This window comes from Fontibacillus phaseoli, from assembly GCF_003337355.1.
GTDB classification, from domain to species: Bacteria; Bacillota; Bacilli; order Paenibacillales; family Paenibacillaceae; genus Fontibacillus; species Fontibacillus phaseoli.
This window is the reverse complement of sequence record NZ_QPJW01000001.1, coordinates 810,767-834,930: the sequence shown is the minus strand read 5'-3', so window position 1 is coordinate 834,930 and position 24,164 is coordinate 810,767. Positions and strand designations below refer to the sequence as shown.

Here is a 24,164-nt window from a genome sequence, read left to right as displayed (position 1 = left end):
TCAAAGGGTCCGCCGATCCATAGCCTGCCTAGGTCAAGCTTATTTCAATTTGCTCAGCTTGTCGCCGAAACGTTCTCCCAGCGTGATGCTGAGACCTTGGTTGCTCAGCGAAACGTTAGGGTTGTCGCCCAGGTCTTCTTTTCTTACGCTGCTGCCTTTGGAAGGCTTCTCGCTTCTTGGAGCCGGAGCCGGAGCTTCTTCGGTTTCCTTGATGCTGAGGCTTACCCGTTTTTCGTTAGGATTTACATCCAGAACTTTCACTTGAACGGTTTGGCCCTCTTTTAGCACTTCGTGCGGTGTGCCGATATGTTTATGCGAAATTTGAGAGATATGAACGAGTCCTTCAACGCCCGGTGCGATTTCAACGAATGCACCAAAATTGACGAGGCGCTTCACTTCACCGCTCACGATGTCGCCGGTGTGGAATTGTTCAGCTGCCGTTTCCCAAGGTCCTGGAGTAGCGGCTTTGATACTCAGGCTAATTTTGCCCTTTTCAGGATCAACTTTCAAAACTTTCACTTTCACTTTATCGCCTTCGGAAAGGACATCAGCCGGTTTCTCAACATGATTCCACGCGATTTCTGAAACGTGAACCAAACCGTCAACCCCGCCTACGTCTACGAATGCGCCGAATTGAGTCAGGCGTTGAACGGTTCCTTCAAGAACTTCGCCCTCTTTCAATTGTCCCATCACTTTAAGCTTGTTGGCTTCGAATTCTTCATCCAGAACATCCTTTTGGGAAAGGATGACTTTGTTGTTCTCACGGTCGATTTCCTTCACTTTAACGCGAAGCGTGCGGCCTTTGTAGTCGCTGAAATCTTCAACGAAGTGACGCTCAACCATCGAAGCCGGGATAAAACCGCGAACGCCAACGTCCGCTACGATTCCGCCTTTTACAACGTCGGCAACCGTAACTTCAAACGTTTCTTGGCTGTCGAAACGGCTTTGCAGTTCGTCCCAAGCGTTTTCGCTGTCAATCGCGCGTTTGGAGAGAACAAGACGTTCTTTCTCGTCATCGATGCTGACAACCTTCGTTTCCACTTCCTGGCCAACTTCAACGGCATCAGTTGCACTGTCCAGGTGAACGGAGGACAATTCGCGAATAGGAATAACGCCGTCGTATTTATATCCAATGCTTACATAAGCTTGGTTATCTTCGATTTTGACGATCGTTCCTTTGACGGTGTCCCCTTTTTTCAAGGATACGATTTGTTCCATTTCTTCCTGGCTTGCCGCCTCGGCAGCTTCCAATTCATTCTTTATTTCTTCCGACATGTGAATACCCTCCTCAATTCAGAAAAACCCATTTATTTAAACCCGCCTTGAAAGCGAAGTTCAAAACATATTCCAACCCTAGCTTTCCAAATGTCCCCTGCCTTCATGCATGAACCTTGGATGTTCCCTGTTGTTTGAGCTCTGCAATCCTCGACATGATCGCTTCGGTGGCCAATTCGGCCGAATCCGAACCTTTCTCTTCCTTGAATGCCGATAAATCCACAGGCGCTCCGTAAATGACTCTCGTTTTTCTAAAAAGTTTATAATTGCCGATAATCGCGACAGGTATGACAGCCGCATCGCTGCGGAGTGCGAAAGTGGCCGCTCCTCTTTTGCCGATTCCTCCATCTTCACCCTTGCTGCGGGTGCCTTCCGGAAAAATCCCCATCACATGTCCTTCACGGAGAAGAGTTAACGAAGTTTTGATCGACTCTTTGCTCACGCCGCCGCGTTTGACGGGAAAAGCACCGAGTTTCTTGATCAACCAGCCGAAGCCAATAATATTGAATAATTCTTTCTTCGCCATAAAATGAACCTTCCGCTTCAGCAATATGCCGATGGTCGGCGGGTCCAGCAGGCTGATGTGATTGGAGCAGAGCAGAACGCCTCCCTCTGCGGGAACGTGTTCCTTACCGCTTGCCTCCAAACGGAAAAGCAATTTGTAAATGAGGCGAAGCACGCCCCGGCAAAAAACGTAGATCATCCCAGTTCTCTCTCTCTCACAAAAGTTCTGCACATGGAAACGATGGTTTCGGACACTTCATCCAGAGTCATTTCCGTAGTATCCAGCAATACGGCATCCTCTGCCTGACGGAGCGGGGAAATTTCCCGTTCCTGATCCAACCGGTCCCGTTCGCTGATGTCTCTGATGAGCTGTTCCAGTGAAATTTGATGCTGTTCCTTCATTTCCCTGTAGCGCCGCCGCGCCCGTTCTTCGACGCTGGCCGTCATAAAAACCTTTACTTCCGCATCCGGAAGCACCGTAGTGCCGATATCGCGTCCATCCATCACGACGCCTTTGCGCAAAGCCATTTGCCGCTGTAGAGAGACAAGCCTGCTGCGCAGCCCCTCGATTTGCGCATATCGGGACACTTTGGCGTTGACCGCCAGGGAACGAATTTCTTCCGTCGCCTCTTGACTGTTGACGCGAACCCGTTGTCCATCTTCCCCGGGTATTAATTCAATAACCAGATCGGGTAACGTTTGAAGCACCTTTTCCTCTTCTTCCGGTTCAATCCCCAACTGGCCGAAATACCAGGTCGCCGCCCGGTACATGGCGCCGGTGTCGACGTAAACATAGGACAACATGCCTGCAACCCTGCGGGCAATAGTACTTTTGCCAGCCCCGGCAGGCCCGTCGATCGCGATGTTAATCTTGCCATAAGATGATGACGCTCCACTTGCCAAAAGGGCATCCTCCTTAAAACACGGTCTCAAGAAAAAAGCAGGCATTGCCTGCGACGTGAAAATTATACCACACATAGCCAGGGGATGCAAAAGACATCCGCCACCGGAAATGTTTTCTAGCGGCTTTCCGGCCGGTGTATTGGTACTCCTTCATATTTGTCGGACGATGCCAGCAGGTGCCGAAAAACCGGGATATTCAGCGCCGCCTGAAATAGGCAAATACTAATAAATAGGATAAACAACGCTCTTCTGAGCCATCTCTCCGCTTGTTCCGAGAAAGTCAAAAACAATGCCGTATAGGCATCTCTCTCTTCTTTGTCGCTCATGAACACGCCCCCTTAGATTAGTGGATATTTTCCGCATCCATAGCATAACCAAATAAAGGAGTATTCTTAACAAAAAAACGTGTTCATTAATGATAATTAACGGTTGCGGAAATCAAACTGGCGCTCGAAACAGTAGCGGATTATCTTTTGCCGCTCCATATCGGAAATACTGGCAAACTTGAGCATGATCAGCGTCTTTCCGGTTTCCAGCTTCTTGGTCCGGACGACTTCCGCTTCAAAAGGCGCATGCTCGATAGAGCCGTTTTTATAAGGAATCAGCAGCCAGCAGTACACCTGATCTCCCTGGGTCAATTTAAATTTTCCGTCACACAGAAAAGAAACCCCGCCCCCGCCCACATCATCGGTGTGTGCCACAAAACGGGTGTTGTCCTTCAGGCGTACCGCGATTTCCAGTTCCGCAACCACGCGCAGAAAATTGCGGCGCTGAATTTTTGTGATCGACTCCGGCTCAGGCTTGCGGATCCGGATCAGTTGTACGACATCGTCGACGAATCCCAGTACATATGTATTGAAATAGTTTTTTATTCCGGCATCGGTCAAAAAATAGACGGACAGCTCGTCTCCGACAAACAGCCGTTTGATCCTTCCGCTCCCGATTTCGATCGGCATCTCGATCAGAAAAAAATCGTCTTCAATGTCCGCGATACGGGATTTGCATTCTTTATCCGCTTCTTTATTATCCGCAGAGGCGACTTGGATATAGACCAGATCGTTTACTTTAGGCAACAACTTCCCCACCCACCCCTAAATTAAATCAAGCTACATTACTGTACAAGTATATCATGAGGCCAGACTTTGGAGCGAGGTTTTTAACGCAAACAAAAATACGAAAAGGAGACAGCCTATGTTGGCTGGTCTCCTTTTCGTATGATTCACGAACGGGAAGGGGCTGCAGGACGGGTATTACGAATTTCTTCGATCGTCTCTTCAATGCCGCTTTCTGCGTTAATGAAAATTTTATAATCCGATCCGTTAATCGATCCGCCGAACTCGTATGTCGTTACCTTTTCGGACATCTCATTCTCGATTTGCGAGAGGCGGTGATATTTCTCTTTATAATCCGAATTCAAATACTTGCGGGCCTGCTGGACGGTCAACTTCGGTTTTGCCGGCGGCTCCCGGTTTTCGCGCTCGTAAACGTAATCGCTCGCCTGCATCCCCGTGACCTGACCATTATCCAATCCTACTCGGACTGTCACTTTTTCGGGATAAATCAGCACATCCCCTTCTTTGCTTACAAAAGTAAACGTGCCCGAGTTGTCGTACTCGTCATAGGAAACCGGCGTCATATCCGGAAAACCTTTATCTTTCAGGAAGCTCTCCGCCTGAGCTCTGGCTTCCTTGACACTTACTGCCTTCGGCCCAAGGGTCCGGCTATCGGCATACGATATCAGATGCCCGCCGTTGCGCGTGAAGTCCAGCGTCTTGGAGTCCCCTTGATCCCCTTGAATCTGAGCCGTAAAAGAAGCCCACTCCGTTCCGCGGCCGTTTTCGATGACTTTGATCGCTCCCGGATTCTTGCTGCCGGTAAAACGCGCGGCCTCCGTCTTGATTTCATCGACAGTCACCGGCGTACCGCCCAGCTTTTTAACCGAACGTTTATTGTACATGCTGGATACTGAAGGTCCCCAGTCGAGCTCCGGATACTCGCCGACCTTCTTATCCACGGTTTTAAACCCGTCGATGATCGTATTGTCCTGAGGCTCCTTTTCGCTGACGAGCGCCGTCTCTACATCCATCCAGCGAAGCCGGTTATTAATGACCTTATTTTGGACGGCCTGAAGATCCTGGGAAATCTGAGCCGAGCTTTTGTAGAGCTCTTTCAGATTTTTGACTTCACCGTCCGACAACGGCTGCTTGGTCAAATCACGTACCGCCGTCTGGTAAGAAAACTTGGAAATCCGCGATAAAAACTCTTCCGTCTTGTTAAAAGGAAGGAGGGTCAGAGGAAGCTGGTTTATCTCGTTTTGAGCCTCGCTCGTAATCCGCCACACATTGACCAGTCCCTTGCGGTGGGATCCTGTCGAGGCGCTATGAACGGCAAGCGTGTTGCCGAGTTCGCTATGAAGCTTGTCTACATGATAGGACAGATCATGGAAAGCTCTTTGATATTGGTTCTCCGCTTTAATCAATATCGCGTTTTTCTCTTGATTCTCCTGATAGCCCCAAACCAATGATCCGATGAGCAGAATCGTGGCGATCGGAAATAAAATGGCACTCAATCGTTTATACATCAGTGAACGCACTCCCTTCTTCAACTGTCTGAGGATAGTTTGACTAGAAGATGGGAGGTTTATGCGCGTAAATTACAATCTCTCCTCTTCGATTTCAAACAGATTGCGGTTGTCGCAAATGCACTGTTTGAAGCCGGTATCGATATGCCCCTTCTCTTTTTTGCCGCGAAGAATGAAACGCTCTCCACAATTTTTACAGATGATTTTCACTTTTACCCGCACCAAAAAGGCACCCCTTCCAGCATAGCGGCCCGTAGCCTTGCTTCTAGAATCAGGATGCCCTCTTTGTACCGAAGTTAATCTTGCCCTCTCGCCTCCGTAATCCGGAACGGCGAACGGTTGTTGGCCCGGATCATTTTACCGATCCCGCCGTACCATAAAAACGCCATCAGCGGAATGATAAACCAGATCCAATATTGCGAAACGTTATCAAGGATCCAGTCGTACACCCCATGCCAGAACAGCGGGAGCAGCAACGAATAGATCAGGAACTTGCGGCTCTTCCAGCCGGTGGAGAATTTAGCCCGGCCCAAGTAATAGCCCATCATGACGCCGAACATCGCATGGCCCGAAACCGGGAGCAAGGCCCGAACGAGCATCGTGCCGATCGAAGCATGACTCGCCAAGGCGAAAATCACATTTTCGACGGTGGCAAAGCCGAGTGAGATAGCAGCCGCGTAAAGGATGCCGTCATAAGGCTCATCGAATTCCGTATGATTGTAAATCATATGGAACAAAACAAACCATTTCAAAAACTCCTCAACGCCAGCGGATATCCAGAAGGCCGAAACCAAAGGGCCTTCGCCTAGCCAAATGGCCAGCCCCCGCTGCACGATCATAACCGGAAAAACAATCAAAAAGCCAAGCAGAAACACTTTGATGACCATAGAAAGCGGCTCGGCATCATACTTGTCCTTCAGATAAATGTAGGTCAAGAGAGCGATACCGGGAGCAACCGCTGCCGAGGCAATCGAGAAAAAGAGCAACGGTTATCCCCCCTTACAGTCCTTCGACCGTCCCTTATCTCCCATGTTGCAAAAGTTCCATATCTGCATGATACGAAATTAATCCTGACGTTTAAAATGGCTGCAGATGACGTCGATCGCCCGATCGGCCATGATTACATCTCCGTACTCATCCAGCATAGCCGGAGTTACGGAAGTCGCTTCGCCGAATTCGGCCAAGACAGCAATCAGAGCCGGAATTCTACCTTCGTCAAGCTCGTCAGGTTCCAGCCTAAGAACCCATTTCCCGTTATATTTATACAGTCTGCCGGCTTCATCAATCATATGCCGCAGAACGTGAGCCGCTTCGATCAGCACTTCAAAATCATCGAAAGAGTAGAGTATGGTATCGCTCTGCTCCAGCGTCACTTCCATTTCATATACTTCTTCGGGCAGTTCATCCTCATATGGCGATCCGACCCCAAAATGATGGTGATCGTATTTGCCTCTTGTTACGATGACGACCATTCCCTGCGCAGGAAGAGCAAACACTTCGACAGCCAGAGGCCCTGTGGCATCAAAGCCCACTTCGTTGTATGCCTGATCCATCATCTCGGTGAACAGGTCGTGGACTTTAGGAATTTCCTGCCACATATCCTCTTTTTGAATACCGCGTTCGCTTAAATCGTCAAACGTGAGGAAAATCCGTATTTTATCCTGGCCAAGTCTCTCAATCCTCATACAGGATCCTCCTCTCCATACCGTGTTATAACAGATTATGAAACCTGCTCTAATATGTGCTGGAAATGGTTCTTTGTAAGTATGTTATCATTTATTTTCGGTAAATGCACGTAATAAAATAGTCAAAAAAGAATCATTTCCGGTTCCCGGAAAAGAGAAACCGAAAATGATTCCATGATGGAAAATAAATTATAAACCGGGAATTGCGGTATGGGTCTCCTTCAGGATCGCATCGACTTCACGACGCACATCGGGATTCCCCTTAATAAAATCCGTGATCTGCTTCAAATTGTATTCCTTCGAATGACTCGAAGCGGGCGAAGAAACCGGACTGGGATGCACCTGGGCCGATGCTGCGGCTCCACTTTTATCCTGGCCGGAAGCGGCCTGTGACGGTTTGTTTTGGTTCTGATTCATATTATTTCCCGGCATCTTCAGAAGCGAACCGGCACCGCCCATCATCGACATCATGCTTGATTTCCGGCGGGAAGCCCAGACGGCAGCCGCGGCCCCGAAAAGCACGCCGCATAAAAATGAGGAAGATTTCACCTAAACAACCTCCTTAGATATGTTAAAATCAGTTGTAGTGTTCGCGCTTTGAAACAAACTCATGCGGCATAAATACAGGAAAGCGAGTTGATACACTTGATCAGCAAAAAAATACTTCTCTTTGCGGCTGTTTGTCTGCTGCTTAGCTCATGCGGTCAGAAACAAGCTGCTCCGGAGCCTGCACCTGCAAACGCAGAAAGCACGCTGCCCTCAACGAATGCCACCCCGGACGAAGAGCAGGAACCGGGATCGAGGCAAGAACAGGAAGCAGGTACCCTGCCGGCTGATACGACGGATCCAAGCTCAAATGAAACCAATCCGGACGGACAAGAGCAACCGAAGCCACCGGCCAGCCTTTACCATATCAACAAAGTGTACAATGTAGTTCCGAACGAGGAAGGGACCGAAAAGAAAGTCGTACTCCTTACGTTCGATGACGGGCCTAAAGAGAAGGAAATGATCGACGGTCTGATCGATACGTTGGACAAGCACAAAGCAAAGGCGATTTTCTTCGTCAACGGCTACCGCGTCAAGGCGAACCCGGATCTTTTGAAATTGATTCATGACCGCGGCCAAATCATCGGCAATCATAGTTGGGATCATATCGATCTGAAAAAAGAAACGGAAACCAACGCCCGCAAGCAGGTTGAAGACGTTCAGAGCATCGTTGAGGAAACGATCGGGGAAAAGCCCCGCTTCTTCCGTCCGCCATTCGGCTCAGGGAACGACAAGCTGCATCAAATCGTCGAGGAGAACGACATGATTTACATGACTTGGTCAAACGGTTCGCTTGACTGGGACTCCAAAAACAAAAACAAACCGGATGCGGTGATCCAGAACATTTTGGATCAATTGCATGCCGGCAGCAATATTCTTATGCATGAGCTTCCCTGGACGGTGGAGGCCCTCGACGAACTCCTGACCAAGCTGGAGGCCAAAGGGTACAGTTTCGTGGATCCGAACACGATTTCAGAAAATCCGGATGACTCCAAGTAGGGAGTCGAGTTTCATGAACCGGGGGATTTGCAAACCGTAACGTCACCGATCTGAACGCCACCTTAACTAGTTTGCCTCGATTAGTTGGATTTTCTACAGTTAATTCCGCTGGCTTCTCAACATTTTATAAAATAAATGGAAAACCTCCAGCTAAATAGCCGTATTTCCCATTTAAGCAGGGATTGCGACGAAAATAGCTGGAGGTTTTACAGTTAATACATCTAAAATGTCTTTCTGCCATGAAATTAACTGGAGGTTATCCAGTTAATTCATGACATATCGGCCGCCAGTCCAAAAGCAAAGTTGACTTTCAAGCGATACGCTTCCTAGCCAGACAGTTTTGCGTCAATAACCTTTGCTTCACCACATTATGAACCTGCAGCTCAAATAATCAGTCATCCAGCGATTCAACAGGACCCGGGAACCAACACTTCCCTGCCGCCCAAATATTTGCGCAGCGCCTCCGGAATATGGATGGAGCCGTCCTCCCTTTGATGATTCTCCAAGAGCGGGATGAGGATCCGGGGTGAGGCGACCGCCGTATTGTTCAAGGTATGGCAGAATACGAGACGACCTTCGGCATCACGGCAGCGGATATTCGATCTGCGGGCCTGGAAGCTGTGCAAATTGGAAGACGAATGGGTTTCCCCGTAGGCCTCCCTACTTGGCATCCATGTCTCGATATCGTACTGCTTGTATGTTTTTTGCGACATGTCCCCTGCACAAACTGCCATAACGCGGTAAGGAAGCTCCAGGAGCGATAGCAGTTTCTCCGCATAGCCGGTAATTTCCTGATGCAGCGAATCCGATAGCGCCGGATCAGGCGCACAAATGATGACCATCTCCACCTTGGAAAACTGATGAACCCGGTATAACCCGCGGACATCCCGCCCAGCCGACCCGACCTCATTGCGGAAACAGGTCGATACCGCCGCCAATTTGACCGGGACCGTAGCATCGACAATTTCGTCGCCATAGTAAGCGATCAACGGCACCTCCGAAGTCCCAGCAAGCCAGATCTCTTCATCATCGACCGAATAAGCCTGCTCTTTTCCCGTCGGAAAAAAACCGGTGTTCGTCATCTGTTCCCCCCTCACAAGCAGTGGAACTTCGAGCGGAGTGAATCCAGCTTCAAGCAGCAGATCGAGCGCAAGCTGCTGAACCGCCCGGTGCAGCAAAAGACCCGGACCTTTCAAGTAATAACTGCGGCTACCCGCCACTTTCACTCCGCGCGGAATATCGATCATTTGGTGCATGATCCCAAGTTCCACATGATCTATCGGGTCAAAATCCCATACCGGCAGCTTCCCGACTCTGCGGAGCTCCACATTGTCGCTATCGTCATTCCCGGGAGGCGTATCCGGCGAAGGCACGTTTGGAACAAGCAGCATCAACCGGTTGAATTGATCTTCCGCCTCCCCCAATTCCTCCGTCAATCGGTCCAATCGCCCGTTTACGGGCTTCAACGACATTTTCAACTGCTCGGCAAGGCGATTATCTTCAGCTTTTGCCGCTTCCGCAACCTTCCTCGAGCCCTCATTCCTCTGTCTGCGTAAATCTTCGCCTTCCTGCAGCAACTTTCTCCGCCGTTCATCCCACTCAAGCAGTTCAGCCACTGAAACGTTCAGCTTCTTCCTGACAGCCGCTTCCTGCACCAGGGCTGCATTTTCGCGAATCCATCGAATATCCAACATTTTTACCCACCGCTCCTTTTCAGTGTAAAAAACACAAAGAGCGCCCTCATCCTTGGGACGAGGAGCGCTCTGCTCGCGGTGCCACCCAACTTATTACAGGCAAAAAACTGTAATCACTTGGTTCCGCGATAACGGGCGGGCCGGTTAACTTAGAGAAACCTGACGTTCCTCTTGGCGAAAACGCCTCCGAGTTGGATGCTCTTCATCAGCAATTTCATGAATTTAAAATTTTTCACATTATAGCTCATCGGATAAGTAAGTTCAAGTCACTTTTTTTACAAACCGTGGCTCTCTCCCCAAGGAGAATCACTAATACCCCACCAAAGCAAAAAAATCATAATCGCGACAAATATGTACAATAAGGAATTGTAAAACCACCGCGTGAGTTTGATCCGTTGGGAAGGAAACATCTCCTTCCGTGTCGGAAGCTCGGTCATATCGAGGTTTTTTTCTGCCGGAGATGACTCGACCTGTAAGTTGTCACCGACACTTTCCAGGGACACCTCCTGTACATCTTCCTTCAACAAGATGGATTCCGCCGGTTCGCTCACCTCTTGAATCATTTCCGAAGCGGCATCCTTAAGCTTATCGTGCGCCACAATCCGGCGTGATCTGTCTGCGCTGCCTCGGCTTCTTCCATGCCTATCCGATCTGCTCAACCGTTCGTTCATGTTTCCCTCCGATACTTGATAGCTAATCCTGAGATGAGGTCGATGAGAAAATGGCAAATGATCGGTGCCCAAAGGGTACCTGTCTGAACGTAGATGAATCCTAAACCATAGCTGCTGGCAAATACCCAACCCGTCGGAATCCAATGCTTCAGATAACGGATATGAATCGCCGCGAATAGAACGCTCGTCCAATAGGGGCCGAGTCCATGCTGAATAGCTCCACGGAATAACAGTTCCTCACAAATAGACACAATCAGGGCGATCAAGATGATATGCCATACAGGACGGTTCTGAAACAGCATGGTATTTATCCCGCCGTCATCCAGGGCTTCTTCCAGAACAAATTTGGACAGGAGCATGTCGATTAATAGCATACATCCGGCCAAACCGATACCCCAATAAACAAATTCCGGGTTCTCCGGAAATTTTAACACGGTAATCGGGTTTCTCTTTTGAAAAAAAAGTACGATCAATGCGACAAATAAGGCTAAGCCTTGCGTAAAATAAAGATTAATGAGCAGCAAGCGATCATTAAGCTGTGAAGGGTCCACCTTCTGAATCTTCACGTTGCCGAATTTGAATTTTTTCATAATCCACGTCATACCCTGTCTTTTTAAAGTATAAGAATAAGTCAATCAGTAACAATTACATCAGTTCGTCTTTAACAGAGCAAATTCGACATTAATAAAATCATAACTAAAAAGAGTGCAGGATTCAAGCACGTCCGCTGCGTGCGGAAGAAGGGCGAACAAATAGTGTTGACACCTCTTACCCGGCATGATACATTATGAAAAATTAGATTTCGCAAAATACTGTGAAGGAAACAAAGTGGTCCGGAAGCTCCCAGAGAGCCGGTGGTGCTGGAAACCGGCAGTGGAACGACAACTTTTAGCGATCCTGAGTCGCTGCGTTGAACTTATTGATATTTTTCAGTAGGCGCAGTCGGAGGAACTCCGTTATCATTCCGTCATTATGACAATGAGGCTGTCACCTGTAAAGGTGCAGCGAATTAGGGTGGTACCACGAACAACTCTCGTCCCTTACTACGGCAGTAGTATGCGGATTGGGAGTTTTTTTACTGTTTTCAAGCACACTACGGAGAAACGTTGGTTTGACACCCCTTGCTAGGCTCATCCTTTGGTACAGTGTAACGGTAATGGAGAGAAGCGATCAAGTATGGTAATGCTTTCCGGACTGCGAGGGAAACTTAACATTACGGAAAAGCAATCCTATAAACAAAAAATCAGGAGGCTGGAAATCATGTTTAAAGTATTAGTATCGGATCCAATCAGCGACATGGGGATTCAACAGCTTATGGACGCAAACGATGTAGCCGTGGAGAAAAAGACGGGGCTTAGCGAAGATGAACTTGTTCAGATTATTGCCGAGTACGACGGTCTGCTCGTCCGCAGCCAAACCAAGGTAACCGAGAAAATCATGGAAGCCGGCAAAAACCTGAAAGTGATTGGCCGTGCTGGTGTTGGTGTCGACAATATCAATCTTGAAGCGGCTACCAAACGCGGGATCGTGGTCATCAATGCACCGGACGGAAACACGATCACGACCTGCGAACATGCATTTGCCATGATGATGGCTCTGGCCCGTCACATCCCGCAAGCGTATGCCAAGACGATTCAAGGAACTTGGGACCGCAAATTCCTCGGCGTCGAACTTCGCAACAAAACGCTGGGCGTACTCGGTATGGGCCGGATCGGCAGCGAAGTGGCCAAGAGAGCTAAAGCGTTCGGCATGGACATTCTCGGCTATGACCCGTTTCTGACCGAAGAACGCGCCGATAAACTCGGCATCAAGCTCGCCTCCGTCGATGACATCGTAAGGAACGCTGATTTCATTACCGTACACACCCCATTGACACCGGAAACGAAACATATGATTTCCCGTCCCCAATTTGAAGTAATGAAAAAAGGCATGCGCATTGTCAACTGTGCCCGCGGCGGCGTAGTCGATGAAGCGGCACTCGTGGAAGCGATCGATCAGGGCATCGTCGCCGGCGCGGCCTTCGACGTATTCGAGAAGGAACCGCCTGAAGCGGATCATCCGTTCCTGCACAATCCGAAAATCATCGTAACGCCGCATCTCGGGGCATCCACGATCGAGGCGCAAGAAAACGTGGCTATCGACGTTTCGGAACAGGTTCTGCATATCCTGCGCAATGAACCGTTCAAAAACGCCGTGAACATGCCTCCGGTAGCTCCTAGCGTGATGAACAAGCTGCAGCCTTACTTTGACCTCGGCGAAAAAATCGGCGCATTCGCGGCCCAACTTAACAATCAGGCCGTTCAGGAAATTCACGTGGACTATGCGGGAGACCTGGCTGAAGTCGATACCCAGCCGTTGACCCGCTACATCATTAAAGGCGTGCTGTCCCGTCATTTCGGAAATGACGTCAACATCGTCAACTCGATGCATCTCGCCAAAGCTCGCGACGTGAACGTCGTAGTATCCCAGGCTTCGGCAACTAAGGGCTTCACCAATCTGATCAGCGTGTCGCTCAAAACCCAGGATGGCGCAGAACGCCGCATCGCAGGTACATTGTTGAACGGGTACGGCGCCCGGGTTGTACAAATCGATAAGTTCCCGGTAGATATCGCTCCGGAAGGCCATCTCATCTTCATTTCGCATAACGATAAACCTGGGATTATCGGTAGCGTCGGTACCCTGCTCGGCAAGAACGATGTCAATATCGCTGCAATGCAGGTAGGCCGTAAAATTGTTGGCGGAGAAGCAATCATGGTACTTACTGTAGATAAAGAAACGCCTAAAGAAGTACTGGATGAGTTAACTAAACTCCCGGAAATTAACAAGGCGCAACAAATCACTTTTGAATAAGTCACCTTCTTACCAAAATATGTTTCACGTTGAACAAGATTAATCTTTCCGGTTCAACAAAAAAACACCCTTTTCTTAAAGGGTGTTTTTACATTCTTACCTTTATTGCTGCTTTTCGACAGGGAGCAGCATATGAAATACGGTGCCTTTGCCTACTTCACTCTCCGCGTAAATGGAACCGTTATGCGAATCCACGATATTTTTCACGATCGACAGTCCCAGACCCGTGCCTCCGCTCTCTCCGCGAACTCGAGCCTTATCGGCTTTATAGAACCGGTCGAAGACGAACCGCAAATCATCCGCAGGGATGCCGACACCGCTATCCTTTACGGACACGTGCAGCAAGGCCCCTTTAGGGCCGTTCTCCGTCTCGGCTCCAATCGCGATCGTACCGCCTTCTGGCGTATGACGGAAGGCGTTATCCAGCAGATTCGTCAGAACCTGCTCTAGCCGATCCTCGTTGGCCTCCTGCAAATCCAAGGGACCTTCCCCGAGCTCAAGCTGTAAAATAATATCGGTTTCCTTGGCACGAACGAGGAATTTGCGGTAAACTCTTTCGGCAAGTTCCCGAAAGTCCATTTCCCGCATTGTCATGTCGGTGTGCCCTGCCTCCATGCGGGCCAAATCCAGCAAATCGCGGACTAGACGGCCCATCCGCAGCGATTCGTCATGAATGACCTGCACCAGCTCGGCGCTTTCTTCCGGTGAGGCAGCCATACCGTCAAGCAGCGCCTCGCTATACCCTTGCATCATGGACAGCGGGGTACGGATTTCATGAGAGACGTTGGCCACGAAATCCCGGCGCATTTTTTCAAGCTGCACTTCTTCGGTGACATCACGAAGCACCGCCACCGCTCCGCGGATTCCGCCGTCCGAAGCCAGCGGCGCCATATGCACGGACCAGACGCCTTTTTTCACATGGACGTTCACGCTCTGGTCACCTTGCTCATCCTGTAGACGGCGAAACATCTCCAGAAGCGGCGTCGGAATTTTTTGCATCGACCCATGGACTGTTTCTGTCACTTCGGCCTCTGCTTCCGGCAAATCGCTCCACATTTGCAAAATGCGCTCCCCTGGTGGGTTGGTCAAAATCACGTAACCGTTCCCGTCCAGCGTGATCACGGCGTCATTCATGCTCCGGAGCACGCTCGCCAGGTGTTCTTTTTCATGATTTAGGCTGCGAATCGTTTTCTCCAATTCCTCAGCCATGTGATTGAACGTGTTGGACAGCACTCCGATTTCATCGCTTGTCCTCAAGGAAAGCCGGGTATCGTACTTCCCTTTTCGGACTGAATCCGTTGCTTGAATAAGCTGCTGCATCGGCTGGGTAATTTTGGTGATCAGGAATAAAGCAAAGAACGTCGTCAACGAGAAGCCGATCATCGAAACGATTAGAAACAGTTTTTTGACGGCTCCCGGATTCGTAAAATTCGTATCGATATAGGGGAGAAAAAACAACCCTACGGATAGGAGAACAAATGCTACCAGACAGATGATCGTAATCCACAGCTTTCCAACAAGTGTTCTCAGGAAATTCACTTATTTAGCTACCTCCAGCTTGTAGCCCACACCCCATACGGTAGTAATCATAGCTGCGGATTCCGGCGATACCTTGTTCAATTTCTCGCGAAGACGTTTCACATGCGTATCTACGGTACGCAAATCGCCAAAAAATTCATAGTTCCAAACATCCTTCAGCAATTCTTCCCGGGAAAAGACTTTATCCGGCGAAACCGCCAAATAATGCAGCAATTCGTACTCTTTCGGCGTCAAACTAACCTCTTGTCCGCTGGCCGTTACCCGGTGGGCATCATGCTCGATGATGAGATGAGGGAACACGATATTGTTGCTCGTTCCGCTTTCTTTGGTCAAATAGGCCGTTGCCGAAGCACGCCGCATAATCGCTTTTACCCGGTAAATCACTTCGCGGGGACTAAACGGCTTAACGACGTAATCGTCCGCACCGACTTCAAATCCTTGAACCCGGTTGATTTCTTCTCCTTTGGCCGTCAACATAAGGACCGGCGTGGCCTTCACCTGTCTAAGGCGGTTACACACTTCCACCCCGTCGATTCCCGGCAGCATCACATCGAGCAAAATCAGACCGTAATCGTTGACGGTCGCTTTTTTCAGCGCAGTTTCCCCATCCTCGGCTTCATCGATTTCATATCCTTCTTTTTCCAGATACATTTTAAGCAGACGGCGAATGCGTTCTTCATCGTCAACTACCAAAATACGGTTTTCTTGATCTGACATGGACAACAACCCCTTCATCATCTTACACTCGAGCTCTCAACGTGGTTCATTATTAGTTAGATTATTATATCATTAGTCTGTGCCCGCATAGGAATGCAAACCCGCAATAATCAGATTGACTCCTACGAGAGTAAACATGACGACTAAGAAACCAAGCACGGCGAGCCAGGATGCTTTGCGTCCCTGAAATCCCCGGGATAAACGAAGATGCAAATACGCACTGTAAAATAACCAGGTAATAAGGGCCCATACTTCTTTCGGATCCCAGCCCCAGAACCGCCCCCACGCCTGCTGCGCCCAAATCATGGCGAAGACTAGCGCTCCGAGCGTAAAGATCGGAAACCCGATTGCAATCGCCCGGTAGCTGATTTCGTCCAAATCATCGGGATCGATGCCCTTCACCGTCGGCGCCAGTAATTTGCTGAGCGGACGGCGGACAGCCAGACGAAGCAGCGCATAAAGAATGACTCCGGACACTAATGCCCATACGACCGTATTGAACTTGCGTCCTGCACTAGCCCCCTTCATCCAAGAAGGAGCTTCGAATAAAGGCTTATCCATGCCAAGGAAAGGTTGGATACTCTCGGCATGGCTGTCGTGCGGAGCTACAATGGGTGGCAATTTATATACTTCTTGTTCTATTTTACTATCTTGCTCTACTTGGCTGTCAATCTTTGTCGTATTTTGGGTAAATACGGCTTCATATCCGGCGGTCCGGAAAGCAAAAACAGAGACAATAAAGCCCACTACTATAATAATAGAAAAAAGCGTAAATTCAACCCACCTTTTTTGCCGGCGGGAGAATTTATCGGTTGCGTCAAAGTCGATCGTCCGCAGCAAATACATCAATCCGGCGGCAAAACCGACCGCGAAAAAAGATTCTCCCGTGGCCGCCAGCGTGACGTGAATGTACAGCCAGATCGAGCGAAGCGACGGAATCAGCGGCTGAACGTCCTGCGGGAACACCGCCGCATAGGCCATAATAATGATAGCGATCGGAAGCGCAAACATCCCGAGCAATATTTTGCGGTAAATGAGAAAAACAACCGTAAAAGCAATCATCACCATCATGGACAAGAACGTCATGAACTCGTACATATTGCTCACGGGAATATGTCCACTATATGCCCAGCGCGTAATGCAATAAACAAGATGCGACAGCAGTCCGAGCGAAGAGGTTGCAAAGGAGATGATGCCCCATTTGCGCTCATGCTTTTTCGGATCGCGGTTTCTCCATGTTTTCCCGGTAACCGCTACGACATAAAATATAAATGAAAGACAATATAAATAAAACGCGACTACAAAAGCCTGTCTGCTGATCTCCAAAAAATTCATGACCGGTTCCCCCCGTTTTCCAATTGCTTCTCATCCACTTCCACATTCATCGTTTTCAGGAACGAAGCTACTTCGCGGCGCAAGCCGAACCAGTTCTTCGCCGTGTGAGCACCGAGGGTCAAAACCCCGTCGTCGACACGAAGCCAGATTCGCCGGTGATGCCAATAGAATCCCATAACCAGTCCGAGCATAACGATGCCTAAGCCCAACCATACGAAAGGCATGACCCGGTCAACACGGATGTTCAGATAGCTGGAAGACTGGATGAAATCCACATCCTCCATCCCGACGACATCCAGGGCAAGCTTACTTTGCAGGCCGCCCAGTTTCTCGTTAATAGCATCCTGTTGAAAACGTTCTTTGTCGATCTGTTTGGGAAAGTAAATATATTGGCTGCCTTCATCGGGCAAATCCGGCCCCTTGATCACGAACAGAAATGCCGGAGCATTCGGGTCCTTGGATTTGGAGATCGGCTGGCCCTGCTCATTCAAGGAAAAATCCATGTACTTATTTTTCAGTTCCAGCGTATAGGGTCCGAGTTGATATTCCTGTTGCGGGTTACTCATATCCAGTTGAAACTTTCCGTATTGCTCCCCCGTCTCCACGTTAACGAGAACCGGCTTTACGGAGCGAAGCTTCGGCGTCAGATCGAAATCAAACTGGTACGCTTTGAAGCCTTTATAATCCAAGGGATCGTTTACCCGGATGTCATGCCGCTCGACTTCTCTCAACTGCGGTTCCTTGGAAGGATCATCGCAGTCCGCGCTACATTCGTAAAGGACTGCCTTAGTCTCGAACAGCTTGGGAACGATCTTGCCCGTTCTGCGGAAACCCTCGGACATTTCTTCTTCGGAGTAATATTCAACCGTAAATTTTTCATTTTTCAAATAAAGATTGCTATCCGGGATTTTGGTGATTTCTCCTTCAGGGAACCAGTAGTGCTTATCTACATTCAACCCCGGCAATCCCCGGAACAGCACGGCAAGCAAAAAAATGATCAGACCGATATGAATGACATAGGGTCCCCAGCGGCTGAACCGTTGCTTTTCCGCAAGGAGGGCAGAACCGTCCGTATAAATGCGGTACCCTTTTTTCTTAAGGGGCTTGACAGCCTGGCCCACCCATTCCGCCTCATCTTCTCCGATCGTCCCTTGATAAACCACTTTCTGACGAGTCAAAAACTGCATATGCTTACGGATTTTTTGTTTTGAAAGCGCTTTGTAAAGCGGAAGCACCCGATCAAGGCTGCAAATGACCAACGAGGCGCCGATCATGACGAGCAGCAGCACGAACCACCAGGACTCGTACGTATGGGATAATCCCAGCTTGTAATAGATGTCGCCGAGCGTTCCGTACTTATCCTTATAAAAGGTGGATGGATCAAAGTTTACAAAATTGCTTTCCTGTTCAAATATCGTCCCGAACATTGCCCCGATCAGCGTAAAGATAATCAGATAAATGGCGACCTTCACCGATGAAAAGAAATTCCAGATCTTATCAATGAAATTCGGATTGGCGCGCTGCGACCGCCTGGCCGCCCCGTCATACCGCATCTCCAGCAATTCGTTGGCATCGCCGTGTTCATCGAGCGGTTTGCCGCAAGCCTCGCATAGAACCGTGCCGACTCGGTTCTGATGCCCGCATTCACACTTCGTATTTTTAATCAAGGAAAAGCCCCCTTATCTCCTTCAAGGATTCACCAGTTGCTTAATTTGGTCATCCAAGGTCGCCAAATTCAGCTCACCTTCATGGATAGAGGCAATTTTACCTTTCTTATCGACAAAGAAAGTCGTCGGCATCGGCACCACGCCGTAATCTTGAACAACTTCGTTATCCGAATCGTACAGGATCGGAAAATCAACACCAAGCTGCTGCGCGAAGTTCCGCACCGTCATTTCGTCTTCCCCGGTATTGATCCCCAGCACGACTACGCCCTGATCCTGCCACTTTTTCCACTGAGCTTGAAGCGCAGGCATTTCATTGACGCAGTAAGTACACCACGTAGCCCAAAAGTTAATGACCACTGCCTTGCCCTTATAGTCTTCAAGGGTATGTACGTCCCCGTCCAGCCCCAGCAGTTTGATCGCGGGAGGCTTGTCACCACTTTGCGGCTTTCCGCTTCCACCGCCGGAAACCGCCGTGCTGATGGCGTAACCGCCAAGAATGACTATCAACACCAAAATGACGATCTGTACAGGACGTCTCGCCTTTCCCATAATCAACTCTCCTTCTATGACAATCATCATAATCAATGGACAAATAGTGAATATCCTATGAACATTATATCGAAAATTGCCACAGTTTCAGCCAGGGAAAATTTGAATATTATGTGTCCTTCTCATTATATAATAATTTCATTATTCTGCAATTTACGGGATACAAAAGCAAAAAAGCCGCCTTGCTACAAGGCGGCTAACGTAAGCTCAGGTATTCAGGCACGTTAAAAGGGATTCACTTCTTCACTCCGGTCGACTCTCGAAGGATCAACTCCGGATCAATGCGCTGAGTAGAACCGCGCTTGTTTTTTCCGTCGATGCGCTTAAGCAGCATATCCACGGCAGCAATACCGATCTTGTCGGCCGGCTGGCGGATGGTCGTCAGCTGGGGGTGAAGCTGGGAGCCGATGTACTGGTCGTCGTAGCCGACCACTGCAACTTCTCCAGGCACGGGAATCCCCTCTTCCATCAGCGCGTTAATGACCCCTAGCGCGATATTGTCGTCACCGGCAAAAACGGCTGTCGGCAGCTTGCCCACTTTTATCCACCGCTTGCACGCCGTGTAACCGAACTCGATTTCAAAATCTCCATTCTCAACAGCATATGGAGCAAGCTCCTTCTCCTTTAGTGCCTGCAAGAAACCGGCTCTCCGCTCCCTCGTACTCCTAAAGGTTTCATTACCGCAGAGATGCGCAATGGAAGTATGCCCTTGCTCCAGCAAGTGCCTCGCAGCCGCATAACCGCCTTTAAAATTGTTGATGGTAATTGAGAAGGCATCGTTTTCCGGGTTCTGATTATCAATCAGCACATACGGGATCCCTCTGCGTTTGAACTCGACAATGTAGCTATCTTCCTCCATCGGGGAAAGAAGGATTAATCCGTCGACCCGATCTTCCTGAATCAAGTAATGGCTTCCATCCGAAGCAATCCCTGTGGAAACTGAAACGGCCAAAAAATACCCTTGTAGAGCAAGCAACTCATTCAGTTCCTTGACTATGGCGTCAAAAAAGGAATCCTGAAGTGTTGTGACAATCAGGCCGATGATTCCCGTCTTTCCGCGCGCCAAACTGCGTGCGGCAGCGCTCGGTTGGTAATCCAATTCGCGAATGGCATCCAACACCTTTTGCCGGTTTTTCTCACGCACCGATTCCGCCCCGTTAATAACGCGCGACACCGTCACCACGGAAAGTCCTGATTTTTTGGCTACATCAAAAATGCTTACTTTCATCTCTGTTCTCCTTGCGGCATCATTTTCCGAACCTCGTTCTATATCCAGTATACTTGGCCGGATGATTCTCCGCTAATCCTTGCTACCTTTTTAATATTTCCGTTACTTTCTTCTGGATCGTCGGCATGACTTCCTCCACGGTTTTATGCCCGGTCTCGATCGGTTGCATTTCATTAATGAACATGTCGTTGATTTGGGAATAATGCGTGATCAAATGGTTAAAAGATTCAAACCCGCACTTCGTAGCCCCTTCATATACTTTTTTGACATCTTCCGGATCGATCCCTTCGAAATGCTTGTAGTAGGCTTCGGCTGCCTTCGTATTGACCGGCGGGTTGCCGCCGCTGAGCTCGATGGACTTCTCCTGCACTTCGTCGGTAAGCAAATACTTGATCCATTCAAATGTTTCTTTCGGGTGTTTGGAATCCTTAAGAATGAACAGAGGATCTACATACAAAGTACTGCGAACCTTATCATTGCCGCCCCACGGCACGGCAGCCACACCGATCTTGAACGGAAAATCGTTGGCTCCCGCCAGATTCCAGGAACCGCCGACGGACATTCCGATTTTGCCCGCTACAAAGGGGTCGCCGTTTTGTCCGGCTACGCTTTTGCTCCATTCCGAAGTAGGCGAAACTTGGTGCTTGAAAATGAGATCAAACAGGGTTTGATAAGCCGAGATGACCTCAGGCGAATCGAAATAAGTTTCCGAAGGAACGCCACCGTTAGTCCAAGTATCCTCGGAGTAAGGCTGGGCTCCGAAATAGAGCGGCCTCATGTCCCGTTCGGACCAAAAAAAGTCAAGCCCGTATTGGGTTTTGGCGATGTCCTTGGAAACGACGGTCATTTGCTTTGCATTGTCTACCATTTTTTCAAACGTCCAGCTTTTGTCCTCGTAATCGCTCGGCGGGTAAGGCAGCTCCGCTGCGTCAAACATGTCCTTGTTATAAAGGAGGAGCGTTACGTAGATGTTGGCGGGAATGCCGTATGTTTTTCCGTTAACGTTATAAATGTTCATCAAGTTATCGGGAATGCTGTAATCCGAAGAATTGAAACCTTCTTCTTTCATGATTTCCGTCAAGTCCATGAGCATATCCTTATTGTAATATTCCGCAAATCCGCCATATCCGTAATGACTGGTCACATCGGGAGAATTTCCGCCGGCGATTAGCGTCTGCAGTTTGCTGTCGAACTGCTCATACGGGGCTTTCTCTACTTTGACCTTGATATTCGGGTGCTTCTTTTCGAATTCCGGAATCAATTGTTCGATAAAAGTACGGTCGGGAGAATCGATCGTGTAGTGAGTAATGGTGACCTGCTCTTTATCACCGCCGGCATTTTTCGCTCCTTCTTGATCGCCGGAAACGATGTCCCCCGCCGACTTATCTCCCCCGCAACCTGCCATTACAACGGAAATCAGCAAAACGAAAGCCCACAAAGATATCAATCTTCCCCGTTTTTTGTTCATCATAAGCATGTACGAATTCCTCCTCGATTCAACTATTTTCATTAAAATTTCCACCGGTTACGACTTGAGTCCCGTAAGGACGATCCCTTCCACGAACTGCTTCTGGGCAATGGCAAATAAGGTCACGATAGGAATCATTGCCAATACCGAGGCGACCATCAAAAGGTGCCAAGGCGGGATACGGAACCTCGATGACGTCAGGGAGGCCATTCCTACCGGAAGCGTAAAGAGATCGGAAGAGCTTAAGTAAAGCACGGGCGTGAGCAAGTCGTTCCAGCTGTAAATGAAAGCAAAAATGGCGACCGTTGCCAGTGCCGGTCCCGAGAGCGGAAGCGCAATCGTGTACCACATGCGGAATTCGCTGCAGCCGTCGATGCGTCCGGCGTCGAACAATTCCTCCGGCAGAGTAGAAAAGAACTGGCGCAGCAAAAAAATGTTGTACGCGGATCCGAAAAAGGAAGGTACGATCAAGGGCAAAAAAGTATCGATCCAATGCAGCTTGGAAAATAGGATGAATTGCGGTACCATGATTGCCGGATAAGGAAGCATCATGGTGCTAAGCAGCAGCATGAACCACAAGCTGTTACCTCTCCCCCGGTATCTGGCGAATCCGTAGGCGGCCAGCGCCGAAGATATCAGCGTCCCCAGCACGGTCACTACTGCGATGAGCAGACTGTTTTTGTATAACGTACCGAATTGAAGCGTGTCGAAAATTTCACTATAGTTGCCGAAGCTCCAACTTTCCGGAAGAAAGGAAGGCGGGAATCTCAGCATTTCGCGATGCGACTTCAGCGAAGTGGAAACCATGAAAAACAGAGGAAGCAACATCAGAAAAGTCGTTATAATCAGCGCGATGAAGCTCAAAATTTTGACGCCATCAGGTTTAGTGCGCCGTCTGGTATTGGAATACAGATTGCTTGCGGGGGCGGTAGGTGATGATCTCATTTCCGTCCGCCCCCTTCCTGATGAACAAAGCGATTCGAAGCTTTCATAATGATCGCGGTGAACAGCATGACGACAATCAGAAGGATCCAGGCTAGAGCCGATGAATACCCGGCCCGATATTCTTTGAATGCACTGGTGTAGAGGTTGTAGACGTAGAACCAGGTTGAGTAGTTCGGACCGCCTTGAGTCATAACAAAGGCTTGTGTAAATACCTGAAATGAATCGATTATCCCCATAATCAATTGAAAGAGCAGAACAGGTGAGATCATGGGCAGCACAACGTGGATAAAAGTTTTGAAACGGCCCGCTCCATCCAGTTTGGCCGCTTCAACCAGACTCGCAGGCACTCCCTGCAGCCCGGCGAGGAACAGGATCATTCCGGAGCCCGCCGTCCAAAATGTCATGATGATTAATGCGTACAGGGCGGTATCCGGGTCCATCAGCCAAGCCGGACCGTGGATTCCGAACCAGGACAACATGTAATTGAACAGCCCAATCTGTGGATTAAAGATCCAATACCATAGAAGCGACATCGCCACCCCCGACACCATGCTCGGAAAATACATCGCCGTTCTGAAAAATCCCCGCATTGGAATCTTTTGATTCAGTAACAGCGCGAAGCCCAGCGCCAGCAATAGTTGTAACGGGACGCTAATAAACGTAAATTTTAAGGTAACCGTTACGGATTTCCAAAATAAATCGTCATGAAACATTTCGCTGTAGTTGGCCAACCCGACAAATTTCGGCGGATGGATAATGTCGTAATTCGTAAAGCTGTAATAAAGCGATGACAAGATGGGATACAATGCGAATAAAAGGAAGCCGAATAACCATGGTGAAATAAACAAGTACATGTAAAACGTTTGTCGCCGACTCTCACGATGAGCCACAGATACACCAACCCTCCCATAAAATTAAAGCGCTTTAACTTTTGATTAAAAATAACTTATAAAAGCATAGATATGGACAATAAAATTAAAGCGGTTTAACTTTTTGTCGTTATCATAC

At 49.0% G+C, this 24,164-nt stretch carries 24 protein-coding genes and 1 other annotated feature; of the genes, 2 read left to right on the top strand and 22 right to left on the bottom strand.

Going from position 1 to position 24,164, the window contains the following annotated elements; translation table 11 throughout:
• Positions 1-39: 39 nt before the first annotated feature.
• The 10 genes from rpsA to DFP94_RS04075 form a co-directional block, all read right to left on the bottom strand.
• Entirely contained in the window at positions 40-1,275 is a 1,236-nt protein-coding gene (rpsA, locus tag DFP94_RS04115) for a 30S ribosomal protein S1 (protein WP_114495147.1), read from the bottom strand.
• A gap of 103 nt (positions 1,276-1,378) precedes the next feature.
• Positions 1,379-1,978 carry a lysophospholipid acyltransferase family protein gene (locus tag DFP94_RS04110; RefSeq protein WP_114495146.1) on the bottom strand — a complete coding sequence of 200 codons (600 nt, stop codon included), beginning with the start codon at positions 1,976-1,978 and terminating at the stop codon, positions 1,379-1,381.
• Entirely contained in the window at positions 1,975-2,682 is a 708-nt protein-coding gene (gene cmk, locus DFP94_RS04105; RefSeq protein ID WP_181873017.1) for a (d)CMP kinase, read from the bottom strand. The genes DFP94_RS04110 and cmk overlap by 4 nt, the downstream gene beginning before the upstream one ends.
• Positions 2,683-2,798: 116 nt before the next feature.
• Positions 2,799-3,008, bottom strand: a complete 210-nt coding sequence (locus DFP94_RS04100; RefSeq protein WP_114495145.1) for a hypothetical protein — start codon at positions 3,006-3,008, stop codon at positions 2,799-2,801.
• A 96-nt stretch (positions 3,009-3,104) separates the two neighbouring features.
• Complete coding sequence (locus DFP94_RS04095) at positions 3,105-3,758, bottom strand: flagellar brake protein (RefSeq protein ID WP_181873016.1); 654 nt, start codon at positions 3,756-3,758, stop codon at positions 3,105-3,107.
• 143 nt (positions 3,759-3,901) lie between these two features.
• Complete coding sequence (gene ypeB / locus DFP94_RS04090) at positions 3,902-5,263, bottom strand: germination protein YpeB (protein ID WP_114495143.1); 1,362 nt, start codon at positions 5,261-5,263, stop codon at positions 3,902-3,904.
• 72 nt (positions 5,264-5,335) lie between these two features.
• Positions 5,336-5,485 (bottom strand): hypothetical protein, encoded by a 150-nt coding sequence (locus DFP94_RS25395; protein ID WP_181873015.1) that lies wholly within the window; start codon positions 5,483-5,485, stop codon positions 5,336-5,338.
• A 74-nt stretch (positions 5,486-5,559) separates the two neighbouring features.
• On the bottom strand, positions 5,560-6,249 hold the full coding sequence (gene prsW / locus DFP94_RS04085; RefSeq protein ID WP_114495142.1) for a glutamic-type intramembrane protease PrsW: 690 nt from the start codon (positions 6,247-6,249) through the stop codon (positions 5,560-5,562).
• A 78-nt stretch (positions 6,250-6,327) separates the two neighbouring features.
• Positions 6,328-6,948 (bottom strand): genetic competence negative regulator, encoded by a 621-nt coding sequence (locus tag DFP94_RS04080; RefSeq protein WP_114495141.1) that lies wholly within the window; start codon positions 6,946-6,948, stop codon positions 6,328-6,330.
• Positions 6,949-7,137: 189 nt separating this feature from the next.
• Positions 7,138-7,497 carry a hypothetical protein gene (locus DFP94_RS04075; protein ID WP_114495140.1) on the bottom strand — a complete coding sequence of 120 codons (360 nt, stop codon included), beginning with the start codon at positions 7,495-7,497 and terminating at the stop codon, positions 7,138-7,140.
• Positions 7,498-7,587: 90 nt separating this feature from the next.
• Between DFP94_RS04075 and DFP94_RS04070 the strand changes: the two genes are divergently transcribed.
• Complete coding sequence (locus DFP94_RS04070) at positions 7,588-8,493, top strand: polysaccharide deacetylase family protein (RefSeq protein WP_425459239.1); 906 nt, start codon at positions 7,588-7,590, stop codon at positions 8,491-8,493.
• 407 nt (positions 8,494-8,900) lie between these two features.
• On the opposite strand, the gene serS is transcribed toward DFP94_RS04070, so the two are convergent.
• The 3 genes from serS to DFP94_RS04055 form a co-directional block, all read right to left on the bottom strand.
• Positions 8,901-10,187 carry a serine--tRNA ligase gene (gene serS / locus DFP94_RS04065; protein ID WP_114495139.1) on the bottom strand — a complete coding sequence of 429 codons (1,287 nt, stop codon included), beginning with the start codon at positions 10,185-10,187 and terminating at the stop codon, positions 8,901-8,903.
• 275 nt (positions 10,188-10,462) lie between these two features.
• Positions 10,463-10,858 (bottom strand): hypothetical protein, encoded by a 396-nt coding sequence (locus DFP94_RS04060; protein WP_114495138.1) that lies wholly within the window; start codon positions 10,856-10,858, stop codon positions 10,463-10,465.
• Positions 10,855-11,448 carry a CPBP family intramembrane glutamic endopeptidase gene (locus DFP94_RS04055; protein WP_114495137.1) on the bottom strand — a complete coding sequence of 198 codons (594 nt, stop codon included), beginning with the start codon at positions 11,446-11,448 and terminating at the stop codon, positions 10,855-10,857. Before DFP94_RS04055 ends, DFP94_RS04060 begins: the two co-directional genes overlap by 4 nt.
• A 215-nt stretch (positions 11,449-11,663) precedes the next feature.
• Positions 11,664-11,902, top strand: a binding site (T-box leader).
• 216 nt (positions 11,903-12,118) lie between these two features.
• Between DFP94_RS04055 and serA the strand changes: the two genes are divergently transcribed.
• Positions 12,119-13,708 (top strand): phosphoglycerate dehydrogenase, encoded by a 1,590-nt coding sequence (gene serA / locus DFP94_RS04050; protein ID WP_114495764.1) that lies wholly within the window; start codon positions 12,119-12,121, stop codon positions 13,706-13,708.
• 102 nt (positions 13,709-13,810) lie between these two features.
• Here serA and DFP94_RS04045 read toward each other — a convergent pair whose 3' ends face one another.
• The 9 genes from DFP94_RS04045 to DFP94_RS04005 form a co-directional block, all read right to left on the bottom strand.
• The gene (locus tag DFP94_RS04045) at positions 13,811-15,247 is read right to left on the bottom strand and encodes a sensor histidine kinase (RefSeq protein ID WP_114495136.1); all 1,437 of its coding nucleotides are present in this window, start codon (positions 15,245-15,247) and stop codon (positions 13,811-13,813) included.
• Positions 15,248-15,964: a response regulator transcription factor gene (locus DFP94_RS04040; RefSeq protein WP_114495135.1), complete on the bottom strand. Its 717-nt coding sequence runs from the start codon at positions 15,962-15,964 to the stop codon at positions 15,248-15,250.
• Positions 15,965-16,036: 72 nt separating this feature from the next.
• Positions 16,037-17,299, bottom strand: a complete 1,263-nt coding sequence (ccsB, locus tag DFP94_RS04035) for a c-type cytochrome biogenesis protein CcsB (RefSeq protein ID WP_114495134.1) — start codon at positions 17,297-17,299, stop codon at positions 16,037-16,039.
• Positions 17,296-18,966: a cytochrome c biogenesis protein ResB gene (gene resB / locus DFP94_RS04030; protein ID WP_114495133.1), complete on the bottom strand. Its 1,671-nt coding sequence runs from the start codon at positions 18,964-18,966 to the stop codon at positions 17,296-17,298. Before resB ends, ccsB begins: the two co-directional genes overlap by 4 nt.
• Before the next feature lie 21 nt (positions 18,967-18,987).
• Positions 18,988-19,515 carry a peroxiredoxin family protein gene (locus DFP94_RS04025; protein ID WP_114495132.1) on the bottom strand — a complete coding sequence of 176 codons (528 nt, stop codon included), beginning with the start codon at positions 19,513-19,515 and terminating at the stop codon, positions 18,988-18,990.
• A gap of 235 nt (positions 19,516-19,750) precedes the next feature.
• A complete protein-coding gene (locus DFP94_RS04020; RefSeq protein WP_114495131.1) occupies positions 19,751-20,743 on the bottom strand; it encodes a LacI family DNA-binding transcriptional regulator in 993 nt (330 codons plus the stop codon).
• An 82-nt stretch (positions 20,744-20,825) separates the two neighbouring features.
• Positions 20,826-22,220, bottom strand: coding sequence for an ABC transporter substrate-binding protein (locus tag DFP94_RS04015; RefSeq protein WP_342768210.1), 1,395 nt, complete (start codon positions 22,218-22,220; stop codon positions 20,826-20,828).
• A 48-nt stretch (positions 22,221-22,268) separates the two neighbouring features.
• Positions 22,269-23,156, bottom strand: a complete 888-nt coding sequence (locus DFP94_RS04010) for a carbohydrate ABC transporter permease (protein ID WP_114495130.1) — start codon at positions 23,154-23,156, stop codon at positions 22,269-22,271.
• Positions 23,153-24,010: a carbohydrate ABC transporter permease gene (locus DFP94_RS04005; RefSeq protein WP_181873053.1), complete on the bottom strand. Its 858-nt coding sequence runs from the start codon at positions 24,008-24,010 to the stop codon at positions 23,153-23,155. Before DFP94_RS04005 ends, DFP94_RS04010 begins: the two co-directional genes overlap by 4 nt.
• Positions 24,011-24,164: the final 154 nt, after the last annotated feature.

Coding starts and splice junctions, on each gene's coding strand:
- rpsA (WP_114495147.1), bottom strand. CDS start 1,275: ATGTCGGAAGAAATAAAGAATGAATTGGAAGCTGCCGAGGCGGCAAGC.
- DFP94_RS04110 (WP_114495146.1), bottom strand. CDS start 1,978: ATGATCTACGTTTTTTGCCGGGGCGTGCTTCGCCTCATTTACAAATTG.
- DFP94_RS04100 (WP_114495145.1), bottom strand. CDS start 3,008: ATGAGCGACAAAGAAGAGAGAGATGCCTATACGGCATTGTTTTTGACT.
- ypeB (WP_114495143.1), bottom strand. CDS start 5,263: ATGTATAAACGATTGAGTGCCATTTTATTTCCGATCGCCACGATTCTG.
- DFP94_RS04080 (WP_114495141.1), bottom strand. CDS start 6,948: ATGAGGATTGAGAGACTTGGCCAGGATAAAATACGGATTTTCCTCACG.
- serS (WP_114495139.1), bottom strand. CDS start 10,187: ATGTTGGATATTCGATGGATTCGCGAAAATGCAGCCCTGGTGCAGGAA.
- DFP94_RS04060 (WP_114495138.1), bottom strand. CDS start 10,858: ATGAACGAACGGTTGAGCAGATCGGATAGGCATGGAAGAAGCCGAGGC.
- DFP94_RS04055 (WP_114495137.1), bottom strand. CDS start 11,448: ATGAAAAAATTCAAATTCGGCAACGTGAAGATTCAGAAGGTGGACCCT.
- serA (WP_114495764.1), top strand. CDS start 12,119: ATGTTTAAAGTATTAGTATCGGATCCAATCAGCGACATGGGGATTCAA.
- DFP94_RS04040 (WP_114495135.1), bottom strand. CDS start 15,964: ATGTCAGATCAAGAAAACCGTATTTTGGTAGTTGACGATGAAGAACGC.
- ccsB (WP_114495134.1), bottom strand. CDS start 17,299: ATGAATTTTTTGGAGATCAGCAGACAGGCTTTTGTAGTCGCGTTTTAT.
- DFP94_RS04025 (WP_114495132.1), bottom strand. CDS start 19,515: ATGGGAAAGGCGAGACGTCCTGTACAGATCGTCATTTTGGTGTTGATA.
- DFP94_RS04020 (WP_114495131.1), bottom strand. CDS start 20,743: ATGAAAGTAAGCATTTTTGATGTAGCCAAAAAATCAGGACTTTCCGTG.
- DFP94_RS04015 (WP_342768210.1), bottom strand. CDS start 22,220: ATGCTTATGATGAACAAAAAACGGGGAAGATTGATATCTTTGTGGGCT.
- DFP94_RS04010 (WP_114495130.1), bottom strand. CDS start 23,156: ATGAGATCATCACCTACCGCCCCCGCAAGCAATCTGTATTCCAATACC.
- DFP94_RS04005 (WP_181873053.1), bottom strand. CDS start 24,010: ATGTACTTGTTTATTTCACCATGGTTATTCGGCTTCCTTTTATTCGCA.